The sequence below is a fragment of the Halomonas sp. HNIBRBA4712 genome (assembly GCF_043558675.1).
Taxonomy (GTDB): Bacteria; Pseudomonadota; Gammaproteobacteria; order Pseudomonadales; family Halomonadaceae; genus Vreelandella.
Map to the genome: position 1 here is coordinate 655,046 of NZ_JBIFXR010000001.1, position 19,946 is coordinate 674,991.

A 19,946-nucleotide genomic window follows, 5' to 3' on the forward strand; every position below is an offset into this window, starting at 1 on the left:
TGCTTGCGCTTAGAACGAGTAGGTCAGCGTGGAGCTAATGCTGCGCGGCTCGCCGTACACGCCGTAGCCATTCAGGTAGCTGTAATACTTCTCGTCGAAGAGGTTTTTGACGTTGAGCTGAAGCGATAACTCCGGAGTGAAGTGGTAGCGTCCGAAAACGTTGGCAAGGGTGTAGCTACCTTGACTGAATTTATCAGGTATACCCGCAGGGGATGCAATGCCATCGGCGAAGAGCCTGCTTTGCCAGTTCACGCCGCCGCCCAGAGTCAACTCGCGTACCAGGGGTACGTCATGGCTGGCAAAAATGTTGAACAGCGAGCGTGGTTGATCGGTATTGTAATTGCCTTCGTTAACCTTGGCGGTAAAGTGTGAATAGCCCACGGTCATGTCGAGGTCTTCGGTCACCGCTCCGCTCAACTCGACCTCGAACCCTTCGCTGATGACGCCATCGGCCGTTTCATAGAACGTCTCGGCTTGCCCGGGGCCGCGCGATGTTGGGTTGCTCTATCCGCTCATGCACTGGATTCCGGCCCTTGGCATCGGAAGGCTCTTTACGGGGTTGGTGAAAGCGGAGAGGGCGCGCCGGGGTGTTCGAAGAGCGTCTGGATGATCCGGCACTCGGCGGTCGTGCCGCCTCGGCACTGGTCGACCACCTGACGAAGCTCGCTTGCCAGCGCTTGCAGTGCGCGAATGCGCTCTTCCAGATGCGTTAAGTGGCGGCTGGCGATGTCATCGGCGATGGCGCAGCTTCGCTCGGGATGATCGGAAAGGGTGAGGAGCTCCTGAATCGTGTCCAGGTCGAGCCCCAGCGCGCGGCCGTGACGAATGAAGCCGATACGCGAAAGCGCGCTATCGCTATAGAGCCGGTATCCCTGCTCGCCCCGCGCGGGTGCCTTCAGTAACCCCAGTTTTTCGTAATGGCGAATGCTTTCCGGCGAGCAGCCGGTCCGGCTGGCCACTTCGCCGATGCGATAGACGTTGCTCATGGCTTGACCCTGTAATGATTACAGGGTCTAGGCTAGCCACTATCCTATCGTTCGACAAGCAGGAGTCCATCATGGAGACGATCGACGCATTATTGAGTGTCGCGCTTAGCGCCGCCCCCTGGCTGCTGCTGGGGCTGTTCGTTGCCGGGCTGATCAAGGCCTTTCTTTCCGAGCAGGTGCTCACGCGCTGGCTGGGCGGCACCGGTTTAGGCAGCATTCTACGCGCAGCCGTTATCGGTATGCCGCTGCCGCTTTGCTCCTGCGGCGCCATTCCCACGGCCATGGCGCTGCATCGGGGCGGGGCAGGGCGCGGCCCGACCACATCGTTTTTGATCAGCACGCCCGGCGTCGGAGCGGATTCCATCTTTTTGACCAGCGCGCTGCTCGGACCCTTCATGGCCCTTTTACGCGTACTGGGAGCACTGGTGACCGCGATCGTCACCGGCATTCTGGTCAGCTTTACCAAAGAGCGCGCCGTGGCCACTAACAAAGCGTCATGCGGCGGCTGTTGCGGCTCGCGCGATGCTCATGACCATCAGGCTGGAGCACCCCCTGATGCGCCAAAGACGTCGTTGGGCCGCTTGTTGGGCGGGCTTCGCTACGCCTTTAGCGAGCTGTTGGACGATTTCAGCGCCTGGATCTTTGCCGGGTTGCTGCTGGCCGGCGTACTGATGGCCTGGGTGTCGCCTGACGCTCTGGCCGGGCTTTCGGGAGGGCCGCTGGCGCTTGCGCTGATGGCGCTCGTGGGTATTCCGCTTTACGTGTGCGCCGCCGCGGCCACGCCTATCGCCGCGGGGCTTTTGCTCGCCGGTATCACCCCGGGCATGGCGCTGGTCTTTTTGCTGGCTGGCCCGATCACGAGTCTTGCCACGCTGGCCGTCTTTCGCCGCGAGCTGGGCACCGCGGCGCTGGCGATCTACATGGGCAGTATTTTCGTGGTGACGGTGGCGCTGGGCGCGCTGGTCGATGCGGTGCTGACGCACGTCGGTATCGACCCGGTCAGCCAAGCAGTGCAGGTACAGGAGCTATTGCCGTCGAGTATCGAGTGGGCGGCGCTAGCGGTGCTGAGCTTTTTCGCTCTGCGCCCACTTCGCCGCCGGATGCTGGGGTTCTAGAAGGGGAAGACTCAACGGGGCTCGTCCGACGCCTCGCCAGGCTCGGGAGTGATGTCGATGGCCGCCAGGGCTTTTCTCTGCTCGAGGGTTTCCAGCGCGATCTGGTAGCACTCCTCGATGTGCTTGTTGCCCATGTACTTCATGGCGGTGTAGCTGATGCTGCCAGCCACGGCGCTGCCGATGATCGGCACGAACTTTGAGGTGCCCTTGGCGGCGATCTTGAAGCCCATCTTCTGCAGCAGATTGACGATCAGCTTGCGGGTAATGTACTTGCCCGCCATCTTGCTGCCCACGTTGGAGATCGCGGTCATCACCATGATCTTGGACTGGGTGTCCAGCTCGTCGATCTGCTCGGGCGTCAGACCGAAGCGCTCGTTGATCTGCGGGATCAGGCGCAAAAGAATCGCCACGTCGGAGCCGATATCCACGCCAGGAATGGGGATGATGGCGGCGCCGGCGGAGAGACTCGAGCTACGATTCACTTTCTTTTGACACGTCTTTTTGACGCTTTCCAGCTCTTCGATCGATTCGATCATCTGTAGGGCTCCTTGAGTGAGCGGTGTCGCTGCCTTCCCTGCAGCTCGGTCCCCGAGCCTTGTCGCCCGGGACTATGAGCGTAGTCAATGGCGGCGCCGCTTACACCCTGATACGCGAAAGCGACGCCTTGATATGACGCGTCATCGCCTCGCGCGCGGTGGTTGGCTCGCCGGCGCGAATGGCGTCCACGATGGCATCGTGCTCCTGGTTGACCTGCTGGGCGTGCAGGATCAGATCGCTTTGGGTCTTTTTCTGGCTAAAGCGGGCGCTGAAGATCACGCCGGTTTGCAGGGTCAGTAGTGAGCTGAGCAGAAACTTGTTGCCGGCGCTTTTGGCAATTTCGAGATGGAAATCGAAATCCTCCTGAGTGCCCTGCTTGCCGTGACGAAATAGCCGCCGCAGCGCCCGGGCCTTGCCTTCGATACGCGCCATATCCTCGGCGCGGCTACGCGTGGCGGCCAGCGCCGCCGACTCGGTTTCGATCAGAAGACGAAAATCGAACAGCGCGGCCAGATCGCTTTGGTCGCTGACGAAGTTCGGCGCGTCGAGTTCGGTGGCCGGGCGGGTGGCGACGAAAAGCCCGGCCCCCTGGCGGGAAACGATCAGCCCTTCGGCCTTGAGGCGGGCGGTGACGCCTCTCACCGCGCTGCGGCTGAGTTCGTAGCGTTTGGAGAGCTCGGCCTCGGTCGGGAGCTTCGCGCCGCGCAGATACTGCCCGCGCACGATCCAGTGGTGCATGTCGTCGTAGAGCTCGCCCGCTCTTTCGACTTTCGTCTTTGTTGTCATGCGCGCGCGTCCGGTTGTTGAATTTTTAGCTTTTCAAATCAGACGGTTGATGCTGTCTTCGGGTTTTGATGATAAACAAATTGCCGGAATTCGTCATTTTACGTGTACTGATGAAGCTGGTTGTTCGACTTCATAAGGAGATAACAATGCGTGTACGCCACCCTCTCACCGCCCTTGCTCTGTCGCTTTCGCTGGTATCCGTCGCCCAGGCCAACGACTTCGTGTTCGGCCATATCTATGAAGCGAGTCATAGTCACCACAAGTGGGCTCTGTGGGCCGCCGAGGAGATCGAAAAGCGCAGCGACGGGCGCCACACCGTCGAGGTGTTCCCCTCATCACAGCTGGGTAACGAGGTCGAGCTCAACGAAGGGCTGGGCCTGGGCGCCGTCGACATCATCTATACCGGCAACGCCTTCGCCGGCAACGCCTACCCGCCCATTGCGCTGGGTAGCGCGCCGTTCGTCTTCCGTGATTTCGACCACTGGCTTGCCTATTCGCGCAGCGACCTGTTCCAGGAGCTCGCCCAGGGCTATGAGGAGACCACCGGCCACGTGCCGCTGGGCCTGATCTATTTCGGCCAGCGCCACGTCACCGCCAACGAGCCGAAGCTGACCCCGGACGACATGAAAGGCATGAAGATTCGCGTGCCGGATGCGCCGCTTCTGCTGATGTTCCCCCGCGCCGTGGGCGCCAACCCGACCCCAATCGCATTCTCGGAGGTGTATCTCGCGCTTCAGCAGGGCGTGGTCGACGGCCAGGAGAACCCGCTGCCGATCATCCGCGCGATGAAGTTCGACGAGGTGCAGTCGGATATTTCGCTGACCGGCCACATTTTCGACAGCCAGCCGATCATCATGAGCGGCGACGCCTGGGCCCAGCTCTCCGAAGAGGATCAGGCGATGTTCCGTGAGGTGTTCCGCGAGGCGGGCGAGCAGGGTAGCCAGGATATTCAGCAGCAGGAGCAGGAACTGGTCACCTGGTTCGAGGAGAACGGCACGAACGTTCATGAAGTGGACCGGGCGCCGTTTGCCGAGCTGGTACGGCCTTACCTGACTGCCGATGACGTGGGCTGGAGCAGCGAACAACTGGAGCGGCTGGAGGCGATCGAGTAATGAACGACGACAAGGGCCGTCCCCTCGATCAGGTGACCCCTGCCGCCACCGGCCGCGATCCCGCGGCCGGTGGCGCGGCCATCGACCCAACCCCAGCGCCCGCTCCGCGCTGGGTGTTCGAGGATCATATCGCGCTGGTGGTTCTGATTGCGCTTGGCGGGGTTGTCTTCGCCCAGTTTCTATCCCGCTACGTTTTCAACCACTCGATTGGCTGGACCGAAGAGAGCGCGCGCATGCTGCTGGTGCTGCTGGTGTTCATCGGCGCCGCCGGGGCCGCCTCGCGCCAGGGCCATATCTACGTGGAGATTCTCGAGCTCGTGCTGCCGGCGCGGGAAAAGCGCTACCTGAAGGGCTTCAATAACTTCCTGAGCGCTGGCTTCTTCGCCTACGTGGCCTGGCTTGCCTGGCAGGTGGGTCAGCGGGTCTGGAGCTCCAGCATGAGCACGCTGCCGATTTCGAAAGGCTGGATCTATACCATCGTGACCGCCGCGCTGCTGCTGATGGCCTACCGGCTCGCGCGCCAGGGCATCAATCACTGGCGAGGAGATACGCCGTCATGATCATTCTTCTGTTTGCAGCGCTTGCGGTGCTGCTTTTGATCGGCGCGCCGGTTGCGGTGGCGCTGGCGGGCTCGTCGCTGGTCTACCTGCTGGCCGCCGACCGCATCCCCGACATCATCCTGATCCAGCGTATGGTCGGTGGAGTGGATAGCTTTCCGCTGCTGGCGGTGCCGTTTTTCATCCTCGCCGGTAACCTGATGAACGTGTGCGGCGTGACCGAGCGAATCTTCAGCTTCGCCGACTCCATGGTGGGGTGGATGCGCGGGGGGCTTGGCCACGTCAACGTGGGCGCCTCGGTGATCTTCGCCGGTATGTCCGGGGCGGCGATCGCCGATGCCGGCGGGCTTGGCGCGGTCGAGATCAAGGCGATGCGCGAAAAGGGCTACGACGTCGATTTCGCCGTGGGTATCACCGGCGCCTCCTCGACGGTCGGGCCGATCATTCCGCCGTCGCTGCCGCTGGTGGTCTACGGCGTGGTGGCCGGGGCTTCGATCGGTCAGCTGTTCGTTGCCGGTATCGTGCCGGGGCTTCTGATCGCGGGGCTTCTGATGCTGATGGTCGCAGTGATCTCCCATCGGCGCGGCTACCCGGTCGGCGAGCGCTTCTCACTGGTGCGCCTGGCGTCCACCTTCTTTCACGCCGCGCTGTCGCTGCTGATTCCGGTGATCATCGTCGGCGGGATCGTGCTGGGGATCTTCACCCCCACCGAAAGCGCGATCGCGGCGGTGGCCTACGTGCTGGTGCTGGCCACGCTCGTTTACCGCAGCGCCGGCTGGCGCCAGATCATCACGGTGTTCCGCGAAACCATCGAAATGACCTCGGTGGTGCTGTTGATCGTCGCGGCGTCGTCGATCTTTGCCTGGATCCTCACCCGCGAAGGCGTGCCCACGGCCTTTGCCGGCGCGGTGATGACGGTGGCAGACAACCCGATTCTGATTCTTATTTTGATCAACCTGATCCTGCTGGTGGTGGGCTGCTTCATGGAAACCGTGGCGGCGATCACCATTCTCACGCCGGTGCTGTTGCCGCTGGCGGTACAGGCCGGGGTCGATCCGGTGCAGTTCGGCATCATCATGGTACTCAATCTGATGATCGGGCTTCTGACCCCGCCGGTGGGGCTGGTGCTGTTCATTCTGGCGCGGGTGGCGGATATCTCGTTTCCCCGCGCGGTGCGCGCAACGCTCCCGTTCATCGCTGCACTTCTGGTCTCGCTGATCCTGATTACCTTCATCCCGGCGCTGACGCTTTGGCTGCCGAGCCTCATCTAGTCTGGAGTCTCTCTACATGAATCAACCGCTCAATCAGGCCGGCGTCGTTCAGGACGCGCGTATCGAAGCGATCGACATGGTGCCGATCGGAAGCTTTCTGCCGGAAAACGGCGGCTACGGCAGCGCCCGGGAAATCGGCCACGCGCGCATGGCGACTCTGGTGTTCGTGCGCCTGGCCTCGGGCATCGTGGGCATCGGCGAGTGCTACGGGCCGCCGAAGACCACGCTCGCCTACCTCGACATTCTGCGCGAAGCCTACGTGGGTCAGAGCGCTTTCGATCACCGCGCGATCTGGCGGCGCATGACCAACGTGCTCTACCACGTGCGCGCCCAGAGCCAGCTCGCCGCTGCCATCAGCGGGCTCGATATCGCCCTGCACGACGGCCTTGGCAAGCTTCTTGGCCTGCCGGTCTACCGGCTGCTCGGGGGCGAGGAGCAGGCCTCGATTCAGGTCTACGCCTCCGGCGGCTACTTCCACGAGCCGAAGGCGCTGCCGCTCGAGGCGCAGCTCGAACGGGTGGCCGGCGAGTTCGATGGCTACAAGATCAAGATCGGCCGCGGCATTGAAAGCGATATCGAGCGGATGCAGAGTGCCCGGCGCATTCTCGGCGACGACGTTGCGATCATGGCGGACATCAACGGCGCCTACACCGCCGATATTGCGCTCGAGTCCATGGCCGCGCTGGCATCCTACCGCCCCTACTGGATCGAGGAGCCGGTTGCGCCTGAGGATCTGCCGGGCTTTCGCCGTTTGGCCGCGCGGCGCTCGCTGCGCATCGCCGCCGGCGAGGCCTCGGTCAACGCGGTGGAGTTTCGCGAGCTGGCCGCCACCGGCAGCGTCGACGTGCTGATGCCGGATCTCAACCTGTGCGGAGGCTTCGTCGAAGCGCTGCGCATCGCTGATCTGGCTCATCTGGGCGGGCTGCGGGTCTCGCCCCACGTATGGGGGAGCGCCGTGGGCATCATGGCGGCGGCCCACTTTGCCGCTGCCCTGCCGTCCCAGCCGCACCCGGATCGCCACCATACGCCGACCTGGGTCGAGTTCGACGTCTCCGCTAACAACCCGCTGCGCGAAGCGCTCTTGACCGAGCCGCTGGCGCTCACCAAAGGGCAGCTTGCACTACCCACCGCCCCGGGTCTGGGCATCGAGATCGACGACGAGCGCCTCGCGGCGCTGAAGATCGAACTCTAACGAGCGACGCAAAAAGAAAGGGGCGCTGACCGGTTGGCCAGCGCCCCTTTTGCTTTTCAGTGCTATGCCCGCATTGTCGCCGACGGGTAGCGTTTTCAGGTTATTCGGATGTCGGCGATGTCGACGCCTGAGCGTCATCGCTCTCCTCAGGCGTTTCTTCCTGCGCCGGGGCGCTCGCCTCGCTCTCCTGGGGGGTATCGGGTGCTACGCGCCACACCACGTTGGTCAGATCGTCGGCGACGATCACCGCGCCGTCCGGGGCGACGCTCACACCTACCGGGCGGCCGCGAGCATTGCCTTCGTCGCTCAAAAAACCGCTGACGAAATCGATCGGGTCGCCGGCGGGGGCGCCGTTCTCGAAGGGAATGAACACCACCTTGTAGCCCACCGGGTCGGCGCGGTTCCAGCTGCCGTGCTCGCCGACGAAGACGCCATCGGCGTATTCTTCGCCCACCGCCTCGTTGGAGAACGCCACGCCCAAGGGCGCCACGTGGGAACTCAGGCTGTAGTCCGGAGCGATGGCAGATTCGACTTTTTCTGGATTCTCGGGCTTGACGCGCGGGTCGACGTTTTGCCCCCAGTAGCTGTAGGGCCAGCCGTAGAAGCCGCCCTCCTGCACCGAGGTAAGGTAGTCCGGTACCAGATCCGGGCCCAGCTCGTCGCGCTCGTTGACCACTGCCCAGAGCTGATCGGTACCCGGCTGAATGGCGAAGTCGGTGGGATTACGAAGCCCCGTCGCGTAGGGGCGGTGGGCGCCGGTCTCGGCGTCGATCTCCCACACCTGAGCGCGGTCGATCTCGGCTTCCATGCCGCGCTCGGTGATGTTGCTGTTGGAGCCGATGCCGACGTACAGGTACTGGCCATCGGCACTGGCGACCATCGCCTTGGTCCAGTGGTGGTTGATCTCGGCGGGAAGCTGGGCGATCACTTCCGGCGCGCCGTTGGCCCGGGCCTGGCCCTCTTCATAATCAAAACGTACCAGCGCGTCCTGATTGGCAACGTAAAGGCCGTCGTCGATCAGCGCCAGGCCGTAGGGGGCGTTCAAATCCTCGGCGAAGATGGACTGCTCATAGGTACCGTCACCGTTGGGGCGCAGCAGCGTCAGCCGGTCGCCGCTTTCCACCGAGGTGTTGCCCTGATCCTTGATGTAGCCGGCGATGATGTCCTTGGGCTTTAGCTGCGGGGCATTACCGCCGCTGCCTTCGGCCACCAGAATGTCGCCGTTCGGGAGCACGATCGTCTGGCGCGGCACCAGAAGGTCGGTGCCGATGGCGGAAATGGTGTAGCCCTCTGGCACGGTGGGCAGTCGATCCCCCCACTCGGCGGGCTCGGGTACGGTCATGTCCGGCAACAGGCCGCGCTGGGGCTCCGGCAGGGTCGGGTTCGGGCCGTAGGGCTGTTCGACGTCGGCGGCGCTGGCGGTGCCCGCCATTAGCAGCGCCGAAAGCGCGATCAGGGGCGTTGAGCGAAAAGCAGTCATACAGAAACTCCGGTTGCGCGCGAGCGATTGAAGCCGAGAAATAGCGCGATCAGGCTCATCAGCGTCACCGCGCAGGAAAGCACTAGCCCGGTGGGCATCATGGCCCAGGCATCGCGGGCGTGAACCAGCGCGTTGATGAACCCCAGCACCCACGTGGCAATGAGCAGCGCCACATAAGCGAAGGCCAGCGCGCCGCGCGTCGAGGCGCGAAAGAGCCCGACGAGTGCTGCGATGATCGCGAAGCCGTTGAACACCAGCGCGCCGGCGATCAGCCAGGAAGCAAAGGTGCTCCACTGAATATGAAAGCTTACCGAATAGGCGTAATCGCTAAGCGCTGCGCCAAGAAACAGGGGCAGCATTCCAATCAGCAGCACGGCGTGGAGCGGATGAAGCTCGCGCGGCTTGAGAGGGGGGTGAGTCGGGTGGGCGGTCGCCGACATGGTGGTCTCCTTTCAGGGGTTGATTGGCACGGTACGCTAAAGGGCAGGCGAGTCGCGCTATGAGTATAGGAGACGTTCCGGCGGCTCACGTAACAATTCGCGGTGAGATTCGGGCCTGGCCGCGCGTTCGAAAGCTCGAAATTTGGCCCGCCTGCGGGTACCCTACGCGCCATTCGAACTTTTCACTATATGACACAGTGCGCTACCGTTGAGCGCGCGCAAGTGATTATAAAGGCGGCAAAAAGCGATGATAAACTAAGGTCTAATTCAATATTTTTCCATAAAAATTAGTGGTTTGTGGGTGTCTTGCTGGTTTTTCGTTTTTTTATATTGTTTTTTTTAATCGCCCCGATAGGATGCCGAAAAAAGAAAATATTATTTTCGCAAAAGAACATTTCGTGCGCTGGGGCGAAACGTCAAGGCACGCGGGTGAACCCATTCACGCACCGGTTGGAATACCATGCTTGGAACCATCTTTCTTCATGAAATTGCCGGAACGGCCATCCTTACACTGCTGGGCTGCGGGGTGGTGGCGAACGTGCTGCTCAACGGCACCAATGGCAAGGGTAGCGACGGTATCGTCATCTTCTTTGGCTGGGGGCTGGCGGTGTTCTGCGCCGTTTACGTGGCGTTCGATACCGGCGCGCACATCAACCCGGCGGTAACGCTGGCGCTTCTAGTGGGCCCGGCCAGCGAATACGCGCCCGGCATACCCATTAATCTGGCCACTACGCTTGCCTATTTCAGCGCGGAGTTCATCGGCGCGTTTCTGGGCGCGGTGGTGTGCTATCTGGCCTACAAGAAGCACTACGACGCCACCGAGGACGCCGGGGCGATGCTCGCCACCTTCTCCACCGGTCCGGCGATTCCCGCTTTTGGCTGGAATCTGGTCACCGAGATCATCGGTACTTTCGTTCTGATCTTTGTCATTATCATGTTCGGCAATACACCTTCGGGGCTTGGCCCGCTGGCGGTGGCGCTGCTGGTGGTGTCGATCGGCGCCTCGCTCGGCGGGCCCACGGGCTACGCGATCAACCCGGCGCGGGATCTCGGCCCGCGTATCGCCCACGCGCTGCTGCCGATTCGCCATAAACAAGGCAGCAACTGGTCCTACGCCTGGGTGCCCATCGTCGGGCCGGTGATTGGCAGCGTTCTTGCCGGTCTCGCCGCGCACGTTTACTAGTTTCGCTTTCGTTTCGACCCTTTTTAGTTTCGATCCTTGGCATACACCAACGCTTGAGAGGCCGCTCATGAGCCAGAAAAAATACGTTCTCGCTATCGACCAGGGCACCACCAGCTCGCGGGCGATGCTGTTCGATCACGAAGGCCGGGTCGCCAGCATGGCGCAGCACGAGTTCGAGCAGATCTTCACCAAACCGGGCTGGGTCGAGCACTGCCCGCGCGAAATCATGACCAGCGTGCTGACTACCCTGACCGAGGTGATCAACCAGAGCGGTATCGACGCCGCCGAGATCGCTTCCATCGGTATCACCAACCAGCGCGAAACCACCGTGGTATGGGACAAGAACACCGGCCAGCCGGTGCACAACGCCATCGTCTGGCAGTCGCGCCACTCCGCCGAGATCTGTGACGAGCTGCGCGAGGCCGGCCACGCGGAAATGATTCGCGAAAAGACGGGCCTTGTGATCGACGCCTACTTCTCCGCCACCAAGCTCAAGTGGATCTTCGACAACGTGGCCGGTGTGAAAGAGAAGGCCGAGAAGGGCGAGCTGCTGTTCGGCACCATCGACAGTTGGCTGATCTGGAACCTGACCGGCGGCAAGGTGCATGCAACAGACGTCAGCAACGCCTCGCGCACCATGCTGTTCAACATCCGCGATCGGGCCTGGGACCCGGAACTGCTGGAGCTGTTCGGCGTGCCCGAGTCGATGCTGCCCGAGGTCAAGTCCTCCAGCGAAGTGGTCGGCCATATCCTGCCCAAGTACCTGCTCGGCGAAGAGGTGCCGATCGCCGGCATCGCTGGCGACCAGAACGCCGCGCTGTTCGGTCAGGCCTGCTTTACGCCGGGCATGGCGAAGAACACCTACGGTACCGGCTGCTTCACCCTGATGAATACCGGCACCACCGCCACGCCGTCGAAAAACGGCCTGCTCACCACCGTGGCTTGGGAAGTGGACGGCACCCTCGAGTACGCGCTGGAGGGCAGCGTGTTCGTCGCAGGCTCGGTGATCCAGTGGCTGCGCGACGGTATGCGCATGCTCGGCAAGGCCTCGGACTCCGAAGCTTATGCGGTGCGCGCCAAGGATAACGACGGCGTCTACATGGTGCCGGCCTTCACCGGGCTCGGCGCGCCGTACTGGAACTCCAACGTGCGCGGTGCCACTTTCGGGCTTTCCCGCGGTACGCAAAAGGAGCACTTCATTCGCGCGGCGGTGGAGTCGCTCGCCTACCAGAGCGCCGATGTGCTCAAGGCGATGCAGGCGGACGCCGACATCGCCCTGAGCGAGCTTCGCGCCGACGGCGGCGCGATCAGCAACGATTTTCTCGCCCGGTTCCAGGCCGACATCCTCGGTGTGGACGTGTTGCGCTGCGAGGTGAACGAGACCACCGCCTTGGGCGCTGCGTATCTCGCCGGCCTGGCAGTGGGCTTCTGGCAATCCCGTGAGGAGATCACCGAGCAGTGGGCGCTGGAGAAGCGCTTCACGCCGGAAATGAAAGACGACAAGCGCGACGCGCTCTACGCCGGCTGGAAGAAGGCGGTCAACGCCACCATGGCGTTTCACGTCGACTCCTGAGGGGCACCCTCTTGCAACGTACCCCCGGCAACGCCGGGGGTTTTTGGTTGCAGAGGCGTTGAGTCGGGCTGGCACTCGAGCCCGGGGCAGGGCATCCTGAAAATACGCCGATGCAAGGTGAGGAGAAGGGAGGCAGGCGATGATCAAGGCGGCGATCTATCGAGCGCTGGCGCCAGAAGCGCGCCAGGCGCCGGGGCTCTCCTGGACCAATCGAGTCATCTGTGTGCTGATTCTACTCTCGGCGCTGACCGCGATTCTCGAGACCGAGCGAACCCTGGTCGCCCAAGCGCCGGCGCTGTTTCCTTTTCTTGAAACCCTGTTTGTCGCGCTGTTTCTGATCGAGTACCTGGCGAGACTCTACGCTGCGGGAATGGAGCCGCGCTATCGCGGCTTGAAAGGGCGGCTAAGGTATCTTTTCTCGTTCTGGGCACTGGTCGACCTGGCCGCGATCCTGCCTTACTTTCTGGGCTTCGTGGCCCACGACAACGCGTTCATACTGCGCCTTTTTCGTCTGGTGCGCATGCTGCGCCTGGCCCGTCTTGGGCGCTTCAGCCAGGCCTGGCACGCGCTCTCCGTGGCGCTCTCGTCGCGCGCGCACGAGCTCTGGCTCAGCGCCGGGGTGGCGGGGCTTTTACTGCTGTTTTCGTCCTGCTGTCTTTATGTGGTGGAAGCCGCCGCTCAGCCCGAGGCCTTCGGCAGCGTCCCCCGGGCGCTTTGGTGGAGCATCGCCACGCTTACCACCGTCGGCTACGGCGACGTCACTCCGGTCACCGCGCTTGGCAAGGTCTTCGCCGGGCTGACCGCGGTGGCGGGTATCGGCCTGATCGCCATGCCCACCGGCATCCTCGCCGCGGCGTTCAGCGAAGCGCTGCACAGACGCCCGCCCTCTAGCTGAACCGCTGGCGCATTCTGGGCAACGCACGGGCAATCGGCGGCAGGCGAAGCGCTAGCAGCAGCGCCCCTACTGCGGCGTAGCCGGCCCATTCGGCCATGTCCGCGCGTACCACCCAGAAGAAGTGCAGAAGGATCAGCGCGAGAATCGGGTAGGCGAGCTTGTGCAGGGTTTTCCAGCGCTTGCCGAGCTTGCGCATGGCGGCCCGGTTGGAGGTTGCGCCCAGAGCGATCAGCCCGAGCAGCGCAAGCATGCCAACGATGATGTAAGGGCGTTTGACGATCTCGGCGCCCAGAAGCGCCCAGTTGAGCCCCAGAATGAACAGCGCGTAGCAGCACAGATGCAGCACCGCGTAGGCCAGCGTCCAGAGCCCGAGCTGACGGCGGATCAGCGCGAAGCCCTTCCAGCGGGTGAGTTTGGTCAAGGGTGTCAGGCTGAGCGTGAATAACATCAGCCATAGCCCGCCAAGGCCGATGTTCAGGAGTAGATAGCGCCCCGGCTCCGGGCCGGCGGCGTTCTGATAGACCTGAAAACTCCAGTAGACGAGCGGAGCGAGGGCGGCCAGAAAGACCGCCACGCGCCACAGCCGCCACTTGGCTTCCTGCTTTGCCATGGTTACCTGCCCTGATCGTCAGTGCGTGGGAGTGTCGTCGATGCGGTCAATAGTTGACGCTCAGATCCATGCCGGCGTAGAGCTCGGCGACCTCGTCGGCGTAGCCGTTGAACATCCGCGTGTCGATGTTATTGGGGCTGAAGAGGCTGTTGGGCAGGCGCCGCTCGGTGGCCTGGCTCCAGCGTGGGTGGTCCACTTCCGGATTCACGTTGGCGTAGAAGCCGTACTCGTTGGGCGCCAGCAACTGCCAGGAGTTGACCGGCTGCTCTTCGACCAGCGAGATACGCACGATCGACTTGATGCTCTTGAAGCCGTACTTCCAGGGCACCACCAGACGGAGCGGCGCGCCGTTCTGGTTGGGCAGCTCGCGCCCGTACATGCCGAGTGCCAGAATCGTCAGCGGGTGCATCGCCTCGTCCATGCGCAGGCCTTCCACGTAGGGCCAGTCGATCAGCGCGAAGGACGAGCGCTGGCCGGGCATCTGCTCCGGGTCGACCAGGGTCTCGAAGCGTACGTATTTGGCCTTGCTGGTCGGGTCGGCGCGGCGAATTACGTCGGCAAGCGGTATGCCGAGCCAGGGAATCACCATCGACCAGGCCTCGACACAGCGCAGGCGGTAGATACGCTCCTCGAACTGCGAGGGGCTGGCGAAGTCCTCGAGGGTAAAGCGCCCGCCGTTGTTCACCTCGCCGTCGACCACCACGCTCCAGGGTTCGGTTTGAAGGCTGCCTGCGCGCTTGGCCGGGTCGCTCTTGCCGGTGCCGAACTCGTAGAAGTTGTTGTAGCCGCTGGCATCCTCGAAGGGCGCCAGGGTGTCCTTGTCCGGGTCTGCCGGGGTCACGGCACGCCACTGGGACTGGCTGATTTTTTCGTCGAGCCAGGCTGGCACGTCGCCGCTAGGTACATCGCTGTAGTTTTCGCTCGCCTTGACGCGGCCGGAGAGCATGAGCCCGGCGCCGACACCGGCAACACCGCCCAGAAAGCGGCGGCGGCTCAGGTAAACGGACTCCGGCGTCACATCGGATTCACGCAGGTTGCTGGGTTTGGCGATCTTGATCAGCATGTTCTCTCTCCCTGACGACGGCCCCAGCGGCATGCCGAAGGCGCGTTCGTAGCATTATTGTAGCCGGGCTAGAGCATCTAACCGTGTTTAGCCCTGACTGGTTTCGATAGCCACACCGGCGAAAAGTTCGCTCGTCAGGCGCTCGTTCCGACGGGCGTCGACTCCGCGGTATCCGGCGCTGGCCGGTCGGGGCGGGTCGCCATGGTCTCGGCCAGCCGGTCGAGTGACAGCGAAAGCCGCTCGACCAGGCCGATAAGTAGCTCGCGACGCCGACGCGGCGTTTGCTCGAAGGTCTCGAGCGCCTGGTCAAGACGCTGACCGGCTTCGATCACCCCGCTGGGGCGTTGCCCGTGGGCGCTCTGCTCGAAGGCCTGGGCGAGCGCGCGCAATAGCGCCCGGTGGGCGCGCTGGACTTCCGCGTGGGGGATGGCGTCGAGCTGATGGCGCAGGCGCAGCGTAGCCGTGCCTACGTCGAGTCCGGTCAGACCCAGAATGAACAGATGGCGCTGCTGCTCCGGTAGCATGTCGTCGTGCTGGGCGAGCTGCAAGAGCCGGTCCGCCATGCGGCCGCTGAAGCGGGCTTCGCTCTGGGTGATCGAGCGCCGGCGCAGGCGGTGGATATCGCGGGAAATGGCGTGGATCAGGCGCCGCCGACGAAGCTTCGTGCCAAGCCCCGGCAGCAGGCGAAACGCCGTGACCACCGTGGTCAGGCCGATCAGTGCGGCGACCACGCGGTTGGCGAAGCTATCGAACGAGAAGTCCATATCGTTGCCGGGCATGGTGAGCAGGATGTTGAAGATGGTAAAGGCCAGGCAGTACCCCATGGTGGCCGGGTTGGAGGCCCCCAGAAGCCCCAGAAACAGCGGCGCGCCGAAGACCACCGCCAGCAGCGCGAAGTCGTGGACCTGAGAGAGCAGCACGTGGCCGAACAGAAAGGCGCTGGGAATCGCCGCCAGCATCCCCTTGTAGAACATCATCGTCACCATCACCGGGTTGTCGCGGCTGGCGAAGAACGCCGAGAACAGCGTGCCCAGCAGCATCGCCACCATCGCACTCTGCCAGGCGGTGACGATCCAGAAAGTGGCGAGCCCGGCGAATACCAGCCCCGAGCGCAGCGCGTTGATGCCGGCGGCCACGTGATCGCGGTGCCAGGCCAGCGGTCCGGCGCGCAGCCGGTAAGTGCCGGGAGCGGCGATCGCCTCGCGGGCATCGAGCATCACTCGGGCGTGGCCCAGCACCTCGCGTAGCCCCAGGCGCAGGCGCCGGTCCAGCGGCGAAAGCGCGTCACTATCGGCGTCGCGCTCGTGAAGGGAGGCGCGCAGCTCATGCAGGCGGCGACGCGCCTCGGGTACGCCGGTGACCTGTTCGGCGTCGCGAAAGCGGGCAGCCATCTCGCGAGCAATGGCGAGGCTCTGCGGATCGAGGCGCTCGGCGTGGTCGTGTAAAAGCTGATGAAGTGCGTGCAGGCTCGCCAGAAGACGCAGCGTACGCCGGGTCAGCACGTGGGCGGCGCGAATGCGCCCGGGGCCTTCCGGGCCTTCGAAGCGCGCCGCCTGGCTGTCGGTTTCGACCACCGTAAGCGCGCCGAGGCTTTCGCGCAGCGCAGCCTGCATGGCGGGAATGTCGTCGCTCGCTTCCAGGCGCAGCGCGGCGTGGTTGAAGGCGCGGTTGATCACCGTGTCCGCCTGCTGGGCCAGGTGGCCGCCCACCCTTGAGGGCCATAACAGCGAGCTGACCAGGGTGGCGCAGATCGCGCCCAGGCCCAGCTCGGTCATGCGTGCCACGGCGATATTGAAGATCCCGGCGGGAGAGCTTCCGTTGGAGATCACCACGATCAGCATGGCGGTCACCGCCGCCATCAGGCATCCGTAGGTATAGTTGTTGCGCCAAAGCGAGCCCACGTAGGTGCAAAACGCGATCCATAGCGTCAACGTCACCAGCGCCGGCACCCGCGCCTGGGCGAACAGCGCCATGATCGCGACCCCGGCGACGGCGCCGACGAAGGTGCCGCCGAGCTGGCAGATGCCTTTCTCGATCACCATGCCGCTCATCGGCCGCACCTGCAGAAAGGCCGCCGAGATCAGCGCCCAGTAGGGCCGCTCGAGATCGAAGTAGAAGGCGATATAGAGTGCCAGCATCATCGCTACGGTGGTCTTGATCGCGAACTGGACCGCCGAGACCTCGGGCATCAGATAGGTTTTGATCAGCGGCGGCACGGGCTACTCGGCGCCATCATCGGGGTGGATGCGCACGGTGGCAGTCATACCCACGCTCAAAAGCGTCTCGTCCGGAATGTCGTCGAGCACGATTCGCACCGGAATACGCTGGGCCAAGCGCACCCAGTTGAAGGTGGGGGCCACTTGGGGCAGAAGCTGAGCGTTGAGGGCGGTGTTGGCGTCGGCGATGCCGCGGCCGATGCCCGCCACGTGGCCTGAAAGCGGCGTGTTGCCCTGCATCAGCGTCACGTCCGCCGGGTCGCCGACGCGAATGCCGGCCATCTTGGTCTCCTCGAAGTAGCCCACCACGTAGTAGGAGTTCTCGCGGATCAGCGCCATCACCGCCGTGCCGCGGTTGACGTAGTTGCCGGCGGTGAACTGGACGTTGAGAATATGGCCGCTGGCGGGCGCGGTGGCGTTGGCGCGCTCGAGATCGAGCTGGGCGGCTTCCAGCGCGGCCTCGGCCTGTTCGAGATCCGCCGCCGCTACCTGGGCGTCGATCTGAGCGATCTGCTGGTTCTCTTGGCTGATCGCCCGGCTGTTGCCCAGCTGGTTGCGCCGATTGGCCTCGGCGCGGCTGAGCTCGAGCGTCGCCTGGCGGTGTGAAACCTCGGCCTGGGCCTGGTTCACCGCTGCCTGGTAGCGGGCGTCGTCGATCTGAAACAGCGGGTCGCCTTCGCTGACGTAGTCGGTATCATTCACCGACAGCGTCCTGACCCAGCCGGAAACATCCGGGGCGATAGTGATGACGTCGGCGTGCACCCGTCCGTCGCGGGTCCAGGGGGTGTAAAGGTAGTAGCGCCAGAGCCAGGTGCCGGCGGCGATGGCCAGCGCCACCATCAAGAGCGTTAGCAGAATACGAAATGAGCGGCGCATCAAGGAGTCTCGAGCAAAACGGTGAAAACGAAGGTGATCAGCGCGGTCACGATCACGAATAGCGATACGTCGAACCAGGCCTCGAACCAGAGCGGGCGGGCACCGGCGGCCAGGTGCAAGAGCGTGCGCAGCGCAAGCGTGACGACAAAGCCCAACAGCGCATAGAGCAGCAGCGGGCTGATGAAGATGCCGCCAATGGCGATTTCTTGTAGACCCATGATCACCCTGGAAAAGCGAAACGATAAAGTGGTCAGCTTAGCCGCTTATCCGGCGCCTGTCCGCCCGCGCCCGCTGTTCGTCGCGTTTACCGCTATGGTTTATGCTGTAAAGGCACTATCGACCGAACAAGACGGACCGAACAACACAGGGAAGGGAGACGTTTCATGGTCAGGGCAATTGGACTGACGCGCATTCCGCTGCGCAACGCCGTGCTGGTGACCAGCGCCGTGCTGCTGGTGATATCGATCATCGGCGTTTTCTACGCCTGGCCCTGGTGGGCTGGCGTGGCTATCTTCGGCGCGTTGACGATACTGGGCGTTCATGACAAGACCCAGCGCCAGCGCACCGTCAGCCGGCTCTACCCGGTGCTGGCGCACTGTCGCTATTTTCTCGAGTCGATAGGCCCGGAGATACGCCAGTACTTCATTCAGTCGGATCTCGACGAGCGGCCCTTTTCCCGGGAGCAGCGCTCGGTGGTTTATCAGCGGGCGAAGAATCTGTCGGACAAGAAGCCCTTCGGCTCGCTTTTGGACATGTACCGCCCGGGGCATGAGTGGATCAACCATTCGCTGGCGCCCACCACCATCGAGGATCACGACTTTCGCGTGCGCGTGGGTGGAGCGCGCTGCTTGAAGCCCTACCACGCCAGCGTGCTCAACATCTCCGCCATGAGCTTTGGTTCGCTTTCCGGCCACGCCATCGAGGCGCTCAACGCCGGCGCTCAGAAGGGCGGCTTCTACCACGATACCGGGGAAGGTTCGATTTCGCGCTACCACCGCATCCACGGCGGTGATCTGGTGTGGGAGATCGCCTCCGGCTACTTTGGCTGTCGCCACGACGACGGCAGCTTCAACGAGGAGCGCTTTGCCGAAAACGCCCGGCTCGAGCAGGTCAAGATGATCGAGATCAAGCTCTCCCAGGGCGCCAAACCCGGCCACGGCGGCATTCTGCCCGCCGCCAAGGTCACCAAAGAGATCGCCGAAGCGCGGGAGGTGCCGGAAGGCCAGGACGTGATCTCGCCGGCCGCCCACAGCGCCTTCACCACGCCGCTGGAGCTGATGGCGTTCATCGGCCGGCTGCGCGAGCTCTCCGGCGGCAAGCCGGTGGGGTTCAAACTGGCGATTGGTCACCCCTGGGAGTGGTTTGCCATCGTCAAGGCGATGCTCGAAACCGGCGAGCGGCCGGACTTCATCGTCGTTGACGGCGGTGAGGGCGGCACCGGCGCCGCCCCGCTGGAGTTCATCAACCGCCTGGGCGTGCCGCTGACCGAGGCGCTCACGCTGGTACACAACACCCTGGTCGGCACCGGGCTACGCGAGGAGATTCGCATTGGCGCCGCGGGCAAGATCACTTCCGGCTTTCAGATCGCCCGCACCATGGCGCTGGGGGCGGACTGGTGCAACGCCGGGCGCGGTTTCATGTTCTCGCTGGGCTGCATTCAGGCGCTCAACTGCCATTCGGACAAGTGTCCGAGCGGCGTGGCGACACAGGACCCGAAGCGAAGCCGCTACCTGGACGTGGCGGACAAGACCGAGCGCGTCTACCACTTCCACCGCAATACGCTCAAGGCGCTGGGTGAGATGCTTGCCGCCGCGGGGCTCACGCATCCGCTGGAGCTCGGCCCGGAGCATATCATCCGCCGGGTCAGTGAAAACGAGGTGCAGTCGCTCGATCAGATCTTCACCTTCCTCAAGCCCGATGAGCTGCTGGGCGGTGAAAGCCAGCATACGGTATTCAACCATTACTGGAAACAGGCGCGCTCGGACTCCTTCCAGCCGCCAAGCGAAGTGGCGCGGCTGCGCATGACCAAGCTCGAGTAGACACGCGGTGGGCGG

19 protein-coding genes and 1 pseudogene are annotated in these 19,946 nt (G+C 63.6%); 9 read left to right on the top strand and 11 right to left on the bottom strand.

The annotated features are described in order from the left end of the window. Positions 1-9: 9 nt before the first annotated feature. A pseudogene (locus ACGK9R_RS03100) lies at positions 10-480 on the bottom strand (TonB-dependent receptor domain-containing protein); the annotation flags it as partial. Positions 481-551: 71 nt separating this feature from the next. After that, entirely contained in the window at positions 552-986 is a 435-nt protein-coding gene (locus tag ACGK9R_RS03105) for a helix-turn-helix domain-containing protein (protein ID WP_394578097.1), read from the bottom strand. Positions 987-1,057: 71 nt separating this feature from the next. Here ACGK9R_RS03105 and ACGK9R_RS03110 point away from each other — a divergent pair, with 71 nt between their 5' ends. Further along, positions 1,058-2,101: an SO_0444 family Cu/Zn efflux transporter gene (locus ACGK9R_RS03110; protein WP_394578098.1), complete on the top strand. Its 1,044-nt coding sequence runs from the start codon at positions 1,058-1,060 to the stop codon at positions 2,099-2,101. Positions 2,102-2,112: 11 nt separating this feature from the next. Here ACGK9R_RS03110 and ACGK9R_RS03115 read toward each other — a convergent pair whose 3' ends face one another. Beyond that, positions 2,113-2,637, bottom strand: a complete 525-nt coding sequence (locus ACGK9R_RS03115; protein ID WP_394578099.1) for a hypothetical protein — start codon at positions 2,635-2,637, stop codon at positions 2,113-2,115. Positions 2,638-2,737: 100 nt separating this feature from the next. Next, a complete protein-coding gene (locus ACGK9R_RS03120; protein WP_394578100.1) occupies positions 2,738-3,424 on the bottom strand; it encodes a FadR/GntR family transcriptional regulator in 687 nt (228 codons plus the stop codon). A gap of 146 nt (positions 3,425-3,570) precedes the next feature. On the opposite strand from ACGK9R_RS03120, the gene ACGK9R_RS03125 reads away from it, so the two are divergent. Genes ACGK9R_RS03125 through ACGK9R_RS03140 form a run of 4 tightly spaced genes read left to right on the top strand, consistent with a single transcriptional unit; the run spans position 3,571 to position 7,556 of the window. Further along, positions 3,571-4,536 (top strand): sialic acid TRAP transporter substrate-binding protein SiaP, encoded by a 966-nt coding sequence (locus ACGK9R_RS03125; protein ID WP_394578101.1) that lies wholly within the window; start codon positions 3,571-3,573, stop codon positions 4,534-4,536. Continuing rightward, positions 4,536-5,096 (top strand): TRAP transporter small permease, encoded by a 561-nt coding sequence (locus ACGK9R_RS03130; RefSeq protein ID WP_394578102.1) that lies wholly within the window; start codon positions 4,536-4,538, stop codon positions 5,094-5,096. Before ACGK9R_RS03125 ends, ACGK9R_RS03130 begins: the two co-directional genes overlap by 1 nt. After that, positions 5,093-6,364, top strand: coding sequence for a TRAP transporter large permease (locus ACGK9R_RS03135; protein ID WP_394578103.1), 1,272 nt, complete (start codon positions 5,093-5,095; stop codon positions 6,362-6,364). The genes ACGK9R_RS03130 and ACGK9R_RS03135 overlap by 4 nt, the downstream gene beginning before the upstream one ends. Positions 6,365-6,380: 16 nt before the next feature. Beyond that, on the top strand, positions 6,381-7,556 hold the full coding sequence (locus ACGK9R_RS03140) for a mandelate racemase/muconate lactonizing enzyme family protein (protein ID WP_394578104.1): 1,176 nt from the start codon (positions 6,381-6,383) through the stop codon (positions 7,554-7,556). A gap of 100 nt (positions 7,557-7,656) precedes the next feature. Here the strand turns inward: ACGK9R_RS03140 and ACGK9R_RS03145 are convergent, their stop codons facing one another. Further along, entirely contained in the window at positions 7,657-9,036 is a 1,380-nt protein-coding gene (locus tag ACGK9R_RS03145) for a PQQ-dependent sugar dehydrogenase (RefSeq protein WP_394578105.1), read from the bottom strand. Further along, complete coding sequence (locus tag ACGK9R_RS03150; RefSeq protein ID WP_394578106.1) at positions 9,033-9,476, bottom strand: DUF2231 domain-containing protein; 444 nt, start codon at positions 9,474-9,476, stop codon at positions 9,033-9,035. Before ACGK9R_RS03150 ends, ACGK9R_RS03145 begins: the two co-directional genes overlap by 4 nt. Positions 9,477-9,936: 460 nt before the next feature. Between ACGK9R_RS03150 and ACGK9R_RS03155 the strand changes: the two genes are divergently transcribed. From ACGK9R_RS03155 to ACGK9R_RS03165, 3 genes are all read left to right on the top strand, one after another. Next, positions 9,937-10,659: an MIP/aquaporin family protein gene (locus ACGK9R_RS03155; protein ID WP_394578107.1), complete on the top strand. Its 723-nt coding sequence runs from the start codon at positions 9,937-9,939 to the stop codon at positions 10,657-10,659. 67 nt (positions 10,660-10,726) lie between these two features. Next, positions 10,727-12,232 (top strand): glycerol kinase GlpK, encoded by a 1,506-nt coding sequence (gene glpK / locus ACGK9R_RS03160; RefSeq protein WP_394578108.1) that lies wholly within the window; start codon positions 10,727-10,729, stop codon positions 12,230-12,232. A 139-nt stretch (positions 12,233-12,371) separates the two neighbouring features. Continuing rightward, on the top strand, positions 12,372-13,127 hold the full coding sequence (locus ACGK9R_RS03165; RefSeq protein WP_394578109.1) for an ion transporter: 756 nt from the start codon (positions 12,372-12,374) through the stop codon (positions 13,125-13,127). Here the strand turns inward: ACGK9R_RS03165 and msrQ are convergent. The 5 genes from msrQ to ACGK9R_RS03190 form a co-directional block, all read right to left on the bottom strand. Then, positions 13,120-13,737, bottom strand: a complete 618-nt coding sequence (gene msrQ / locus ACGK9R_RS03170) for a protein-methionine-sulfoxide reductase heme-binding subunit MsrQ (RefSeq protein WP_394578110.1) — start codon at positions 13,735-13,737, stop codon at positions 13,120-13,122. The two genes, ACGK9R_RS03165 and msrQ, sit on opposite strands and share 8 nt — an antisense overlap. A 46-nt stretch (positions 13,738-13,783) precedes the next feature. Then, positions 13,784-14,800, bottom strand: a complete 1,017-nt coding sequence (gene msrP, locus ACGK9R_RS03175) for a protein-methionine-sulfoxide reductase catalytic subunit MsrP (RefSeq protein ID WP_394578111.1) — start codon at positions 14,798-14,800, stop codon at positions 13,784-13,786. 134 nt (positions 14,801-14,934) lie between these two features. Further along, positions 14,935-17,016: an FUSC family protein gene (locus ACGK9R_RS03180; RefSeq protein WP_394578112.1), complete on the bottom strand. Its 2,082-nt coding sequence runs from the start codon at positions 17,014-17,016 to the stop codon at positions 14,935-14,937. A gap of 3 nt (positions 17,017-17,019) precedes the next feature. After that, on the bottom strand, positions 17,020-17,892 hold the full coding sequence (locus ACGK9R_RS03185) for an efflux RND transporter periplasmic adaptor subunit (RefSeq protein ID WP_394578113.1): 873 nt from the start codon (positions 17,890-17,892) through the stop codon (positions 17,020-17,022). After that, positions 17,892-18,110: a DUF1656 domain-containing protein gene (locus ACGK9R_RS03190; RefSeq protein ID WP_394578114.1), complete on the bottom strand. Its 219-nt coding sequence runs from the start codon at positions 18,108-18,110 to the stop codon at positions 17,892-17,894. Before ACGK9R_RS03190 ends, ACGK9R_RS03185 begins: the two co-directional genes overlap by 1 nt. 165 nt (positions 18,111-18,275) lie before the next feature. Here ACGK9R_RS03190 and ACGK9R_RS03195 point away from each other — a divergent pair, with 165 nt between their 5' ends. Continuing rightward, on the top strand, positions 18,276-19,931 hold the full coding sequence (locus tag ACGK9R_RS03195) for an FMN-binding glutamate synthase family protein (RefSeq protein WP_394578115.1): 1,656 nt from the start codon (positions 18,276-18,278) through the stop codon (positions 19,929-19,931). Positions 19,932-19,946 lie beyond the last annotated feature (15 nt).

What these genes read in the sequence shown, in the direction of transcription:
- ACGK9R_RS03105 (WP_394578097.1), bottom strand. Translation starts at nt 986, where the DNA reads ATGAGCAACGTCTATCGCATCGGCGAAGTGGCCAGCCGGACCGGCTGC.
- ACGK9R_RS03110 (WP_394578098.1), top strand. Translation starts at nt 1,058, where the DNA reads ATGGAGACGATCGACGCATTATTGAGTGTCGCGCTTAGCGCCGCCCCC.
- ACGK9R_RS03115 (WP_394578099.1), bottom strand. Translation starts at nt 2,637, where the DNA reads ATGATCGAATCGATCGAAGAGCTGGAAAGCGTCAAAAAGACGTGTCAA.
- ACGK9R_RS03120 (WP_394578100.1), bottom strand. Translation starts at nt 3,424, where the DNA reads ATGACAACAAAGACGAAAGTCGAAAGAGCGGGCGAGCTCTACGACGAC.
- ACGK9R_RS03125 (WP_394578101.1), top strand. Translation starts at nt 3,571, where the DNA reads ATGCGTGTACGCCACCCTCTCACCGCCCTTGCTCTGTCGCTTTCGCTG.
- ACGK9R_RS03130 (WP_394578102.1), top strand. Translation starts at nt 4,536, where the DNA reads ATGAACGACGACAAGGGCCGTCCCCTCGATCAGGTGACCCCTGCCGCC.
- ACGK9R_RS03135 (WP_394578103.1), top strand. Translation starts at nt 5,093, where the DNA reads ATGATCATTCTTCTGTTTGCAGCGCTTGCGGTGCTGCTTTTGATCGGC.
- ACGK9R_RS03140 (WP_394578104.1), top strand. Translation starts at nt 6,381, where the DNA reads ATGAATCAACCGCTCAATCAGGCCGGCGTCGTTCAGGACGCGCGTATC.
- ACGK9R_RS03145 (WP_394578105.1), bottom strand. Translation starts at nt 9,036, where the DNA reads ATGACTGCTTTTCGCTCAACGCCCCTGATCGCGCTTTCGGCGCTGCTA.
- ACGK9R_RS03150 (WP_394578106.1), bottom strand. Translation starts at nt 9,476, where the DNA reads ATGTCGGCGACCGCCCACCCGACTCACCCCCCTCTCAAGCCGCGCGAG.
- ACGK9R_RS03155 (WP_394578107.1), top strand. Translation starts at nt 9,937, where the DNA reads ATGCTTGGAACCATCTTTCTTCATGAAATTGCCGGAACGGCCATCCTT.
- glpK (WP_394578108.1), top strand. Translation starts at nt 10,727, where the DNA reads ATGAGCCAGAAAAAATACGTTCTCGCTATCGACCAGGGCACCACCAGC.
- ACGK9R_RS03165 (WP_394578109.1), top strand. Translation starts at nt 12,372, where the DNA reads ATGATCAAGGCGGCGATCTATCGAGCGCTGGCGCCAGAAGCGCGCCAG.
- msrQ (WP_394578110.1), bottom strand. Translation starts at nt 13,737, where the DNA reads ATGGCAAAGCAGGAAGCCAAGTGGCGGCTGTGGCGCGTGGCGGTCTTT.
- msrP (WP_394578111.1), bottom strand. Translation starts at nt 14,800, where the DNA reads ATGCTGATCAAGATCGCCAAACCCAGCAACCTGCGTGAATCCGATGTG.
- ACGK9R_RS03185 (WP_394578113.1), bottom strand. Translation starts at nt 17,892, where the DNA reads ATGCGCCGCTCATTTCGTATTCTGCTAACGCTCTTGATGGTGGCGCTG.
- ACGK9R_RS03190 (WP_394578114.1), bottom strand. Translation starts at nt 18,110, where the DNA reads ATGGGTCTACAAGAAATCGCCATTGGCGGCATCTTCATCAGCCCGCTG.
- ACGK9R_RS03195 (WP_394578115.1), top strand. Translation starts at nt 18,276, where the DNA reads ATGGTCAGGGCAATTGGACTGACGCGCATTCCGCTGCGCAACGCCGTG.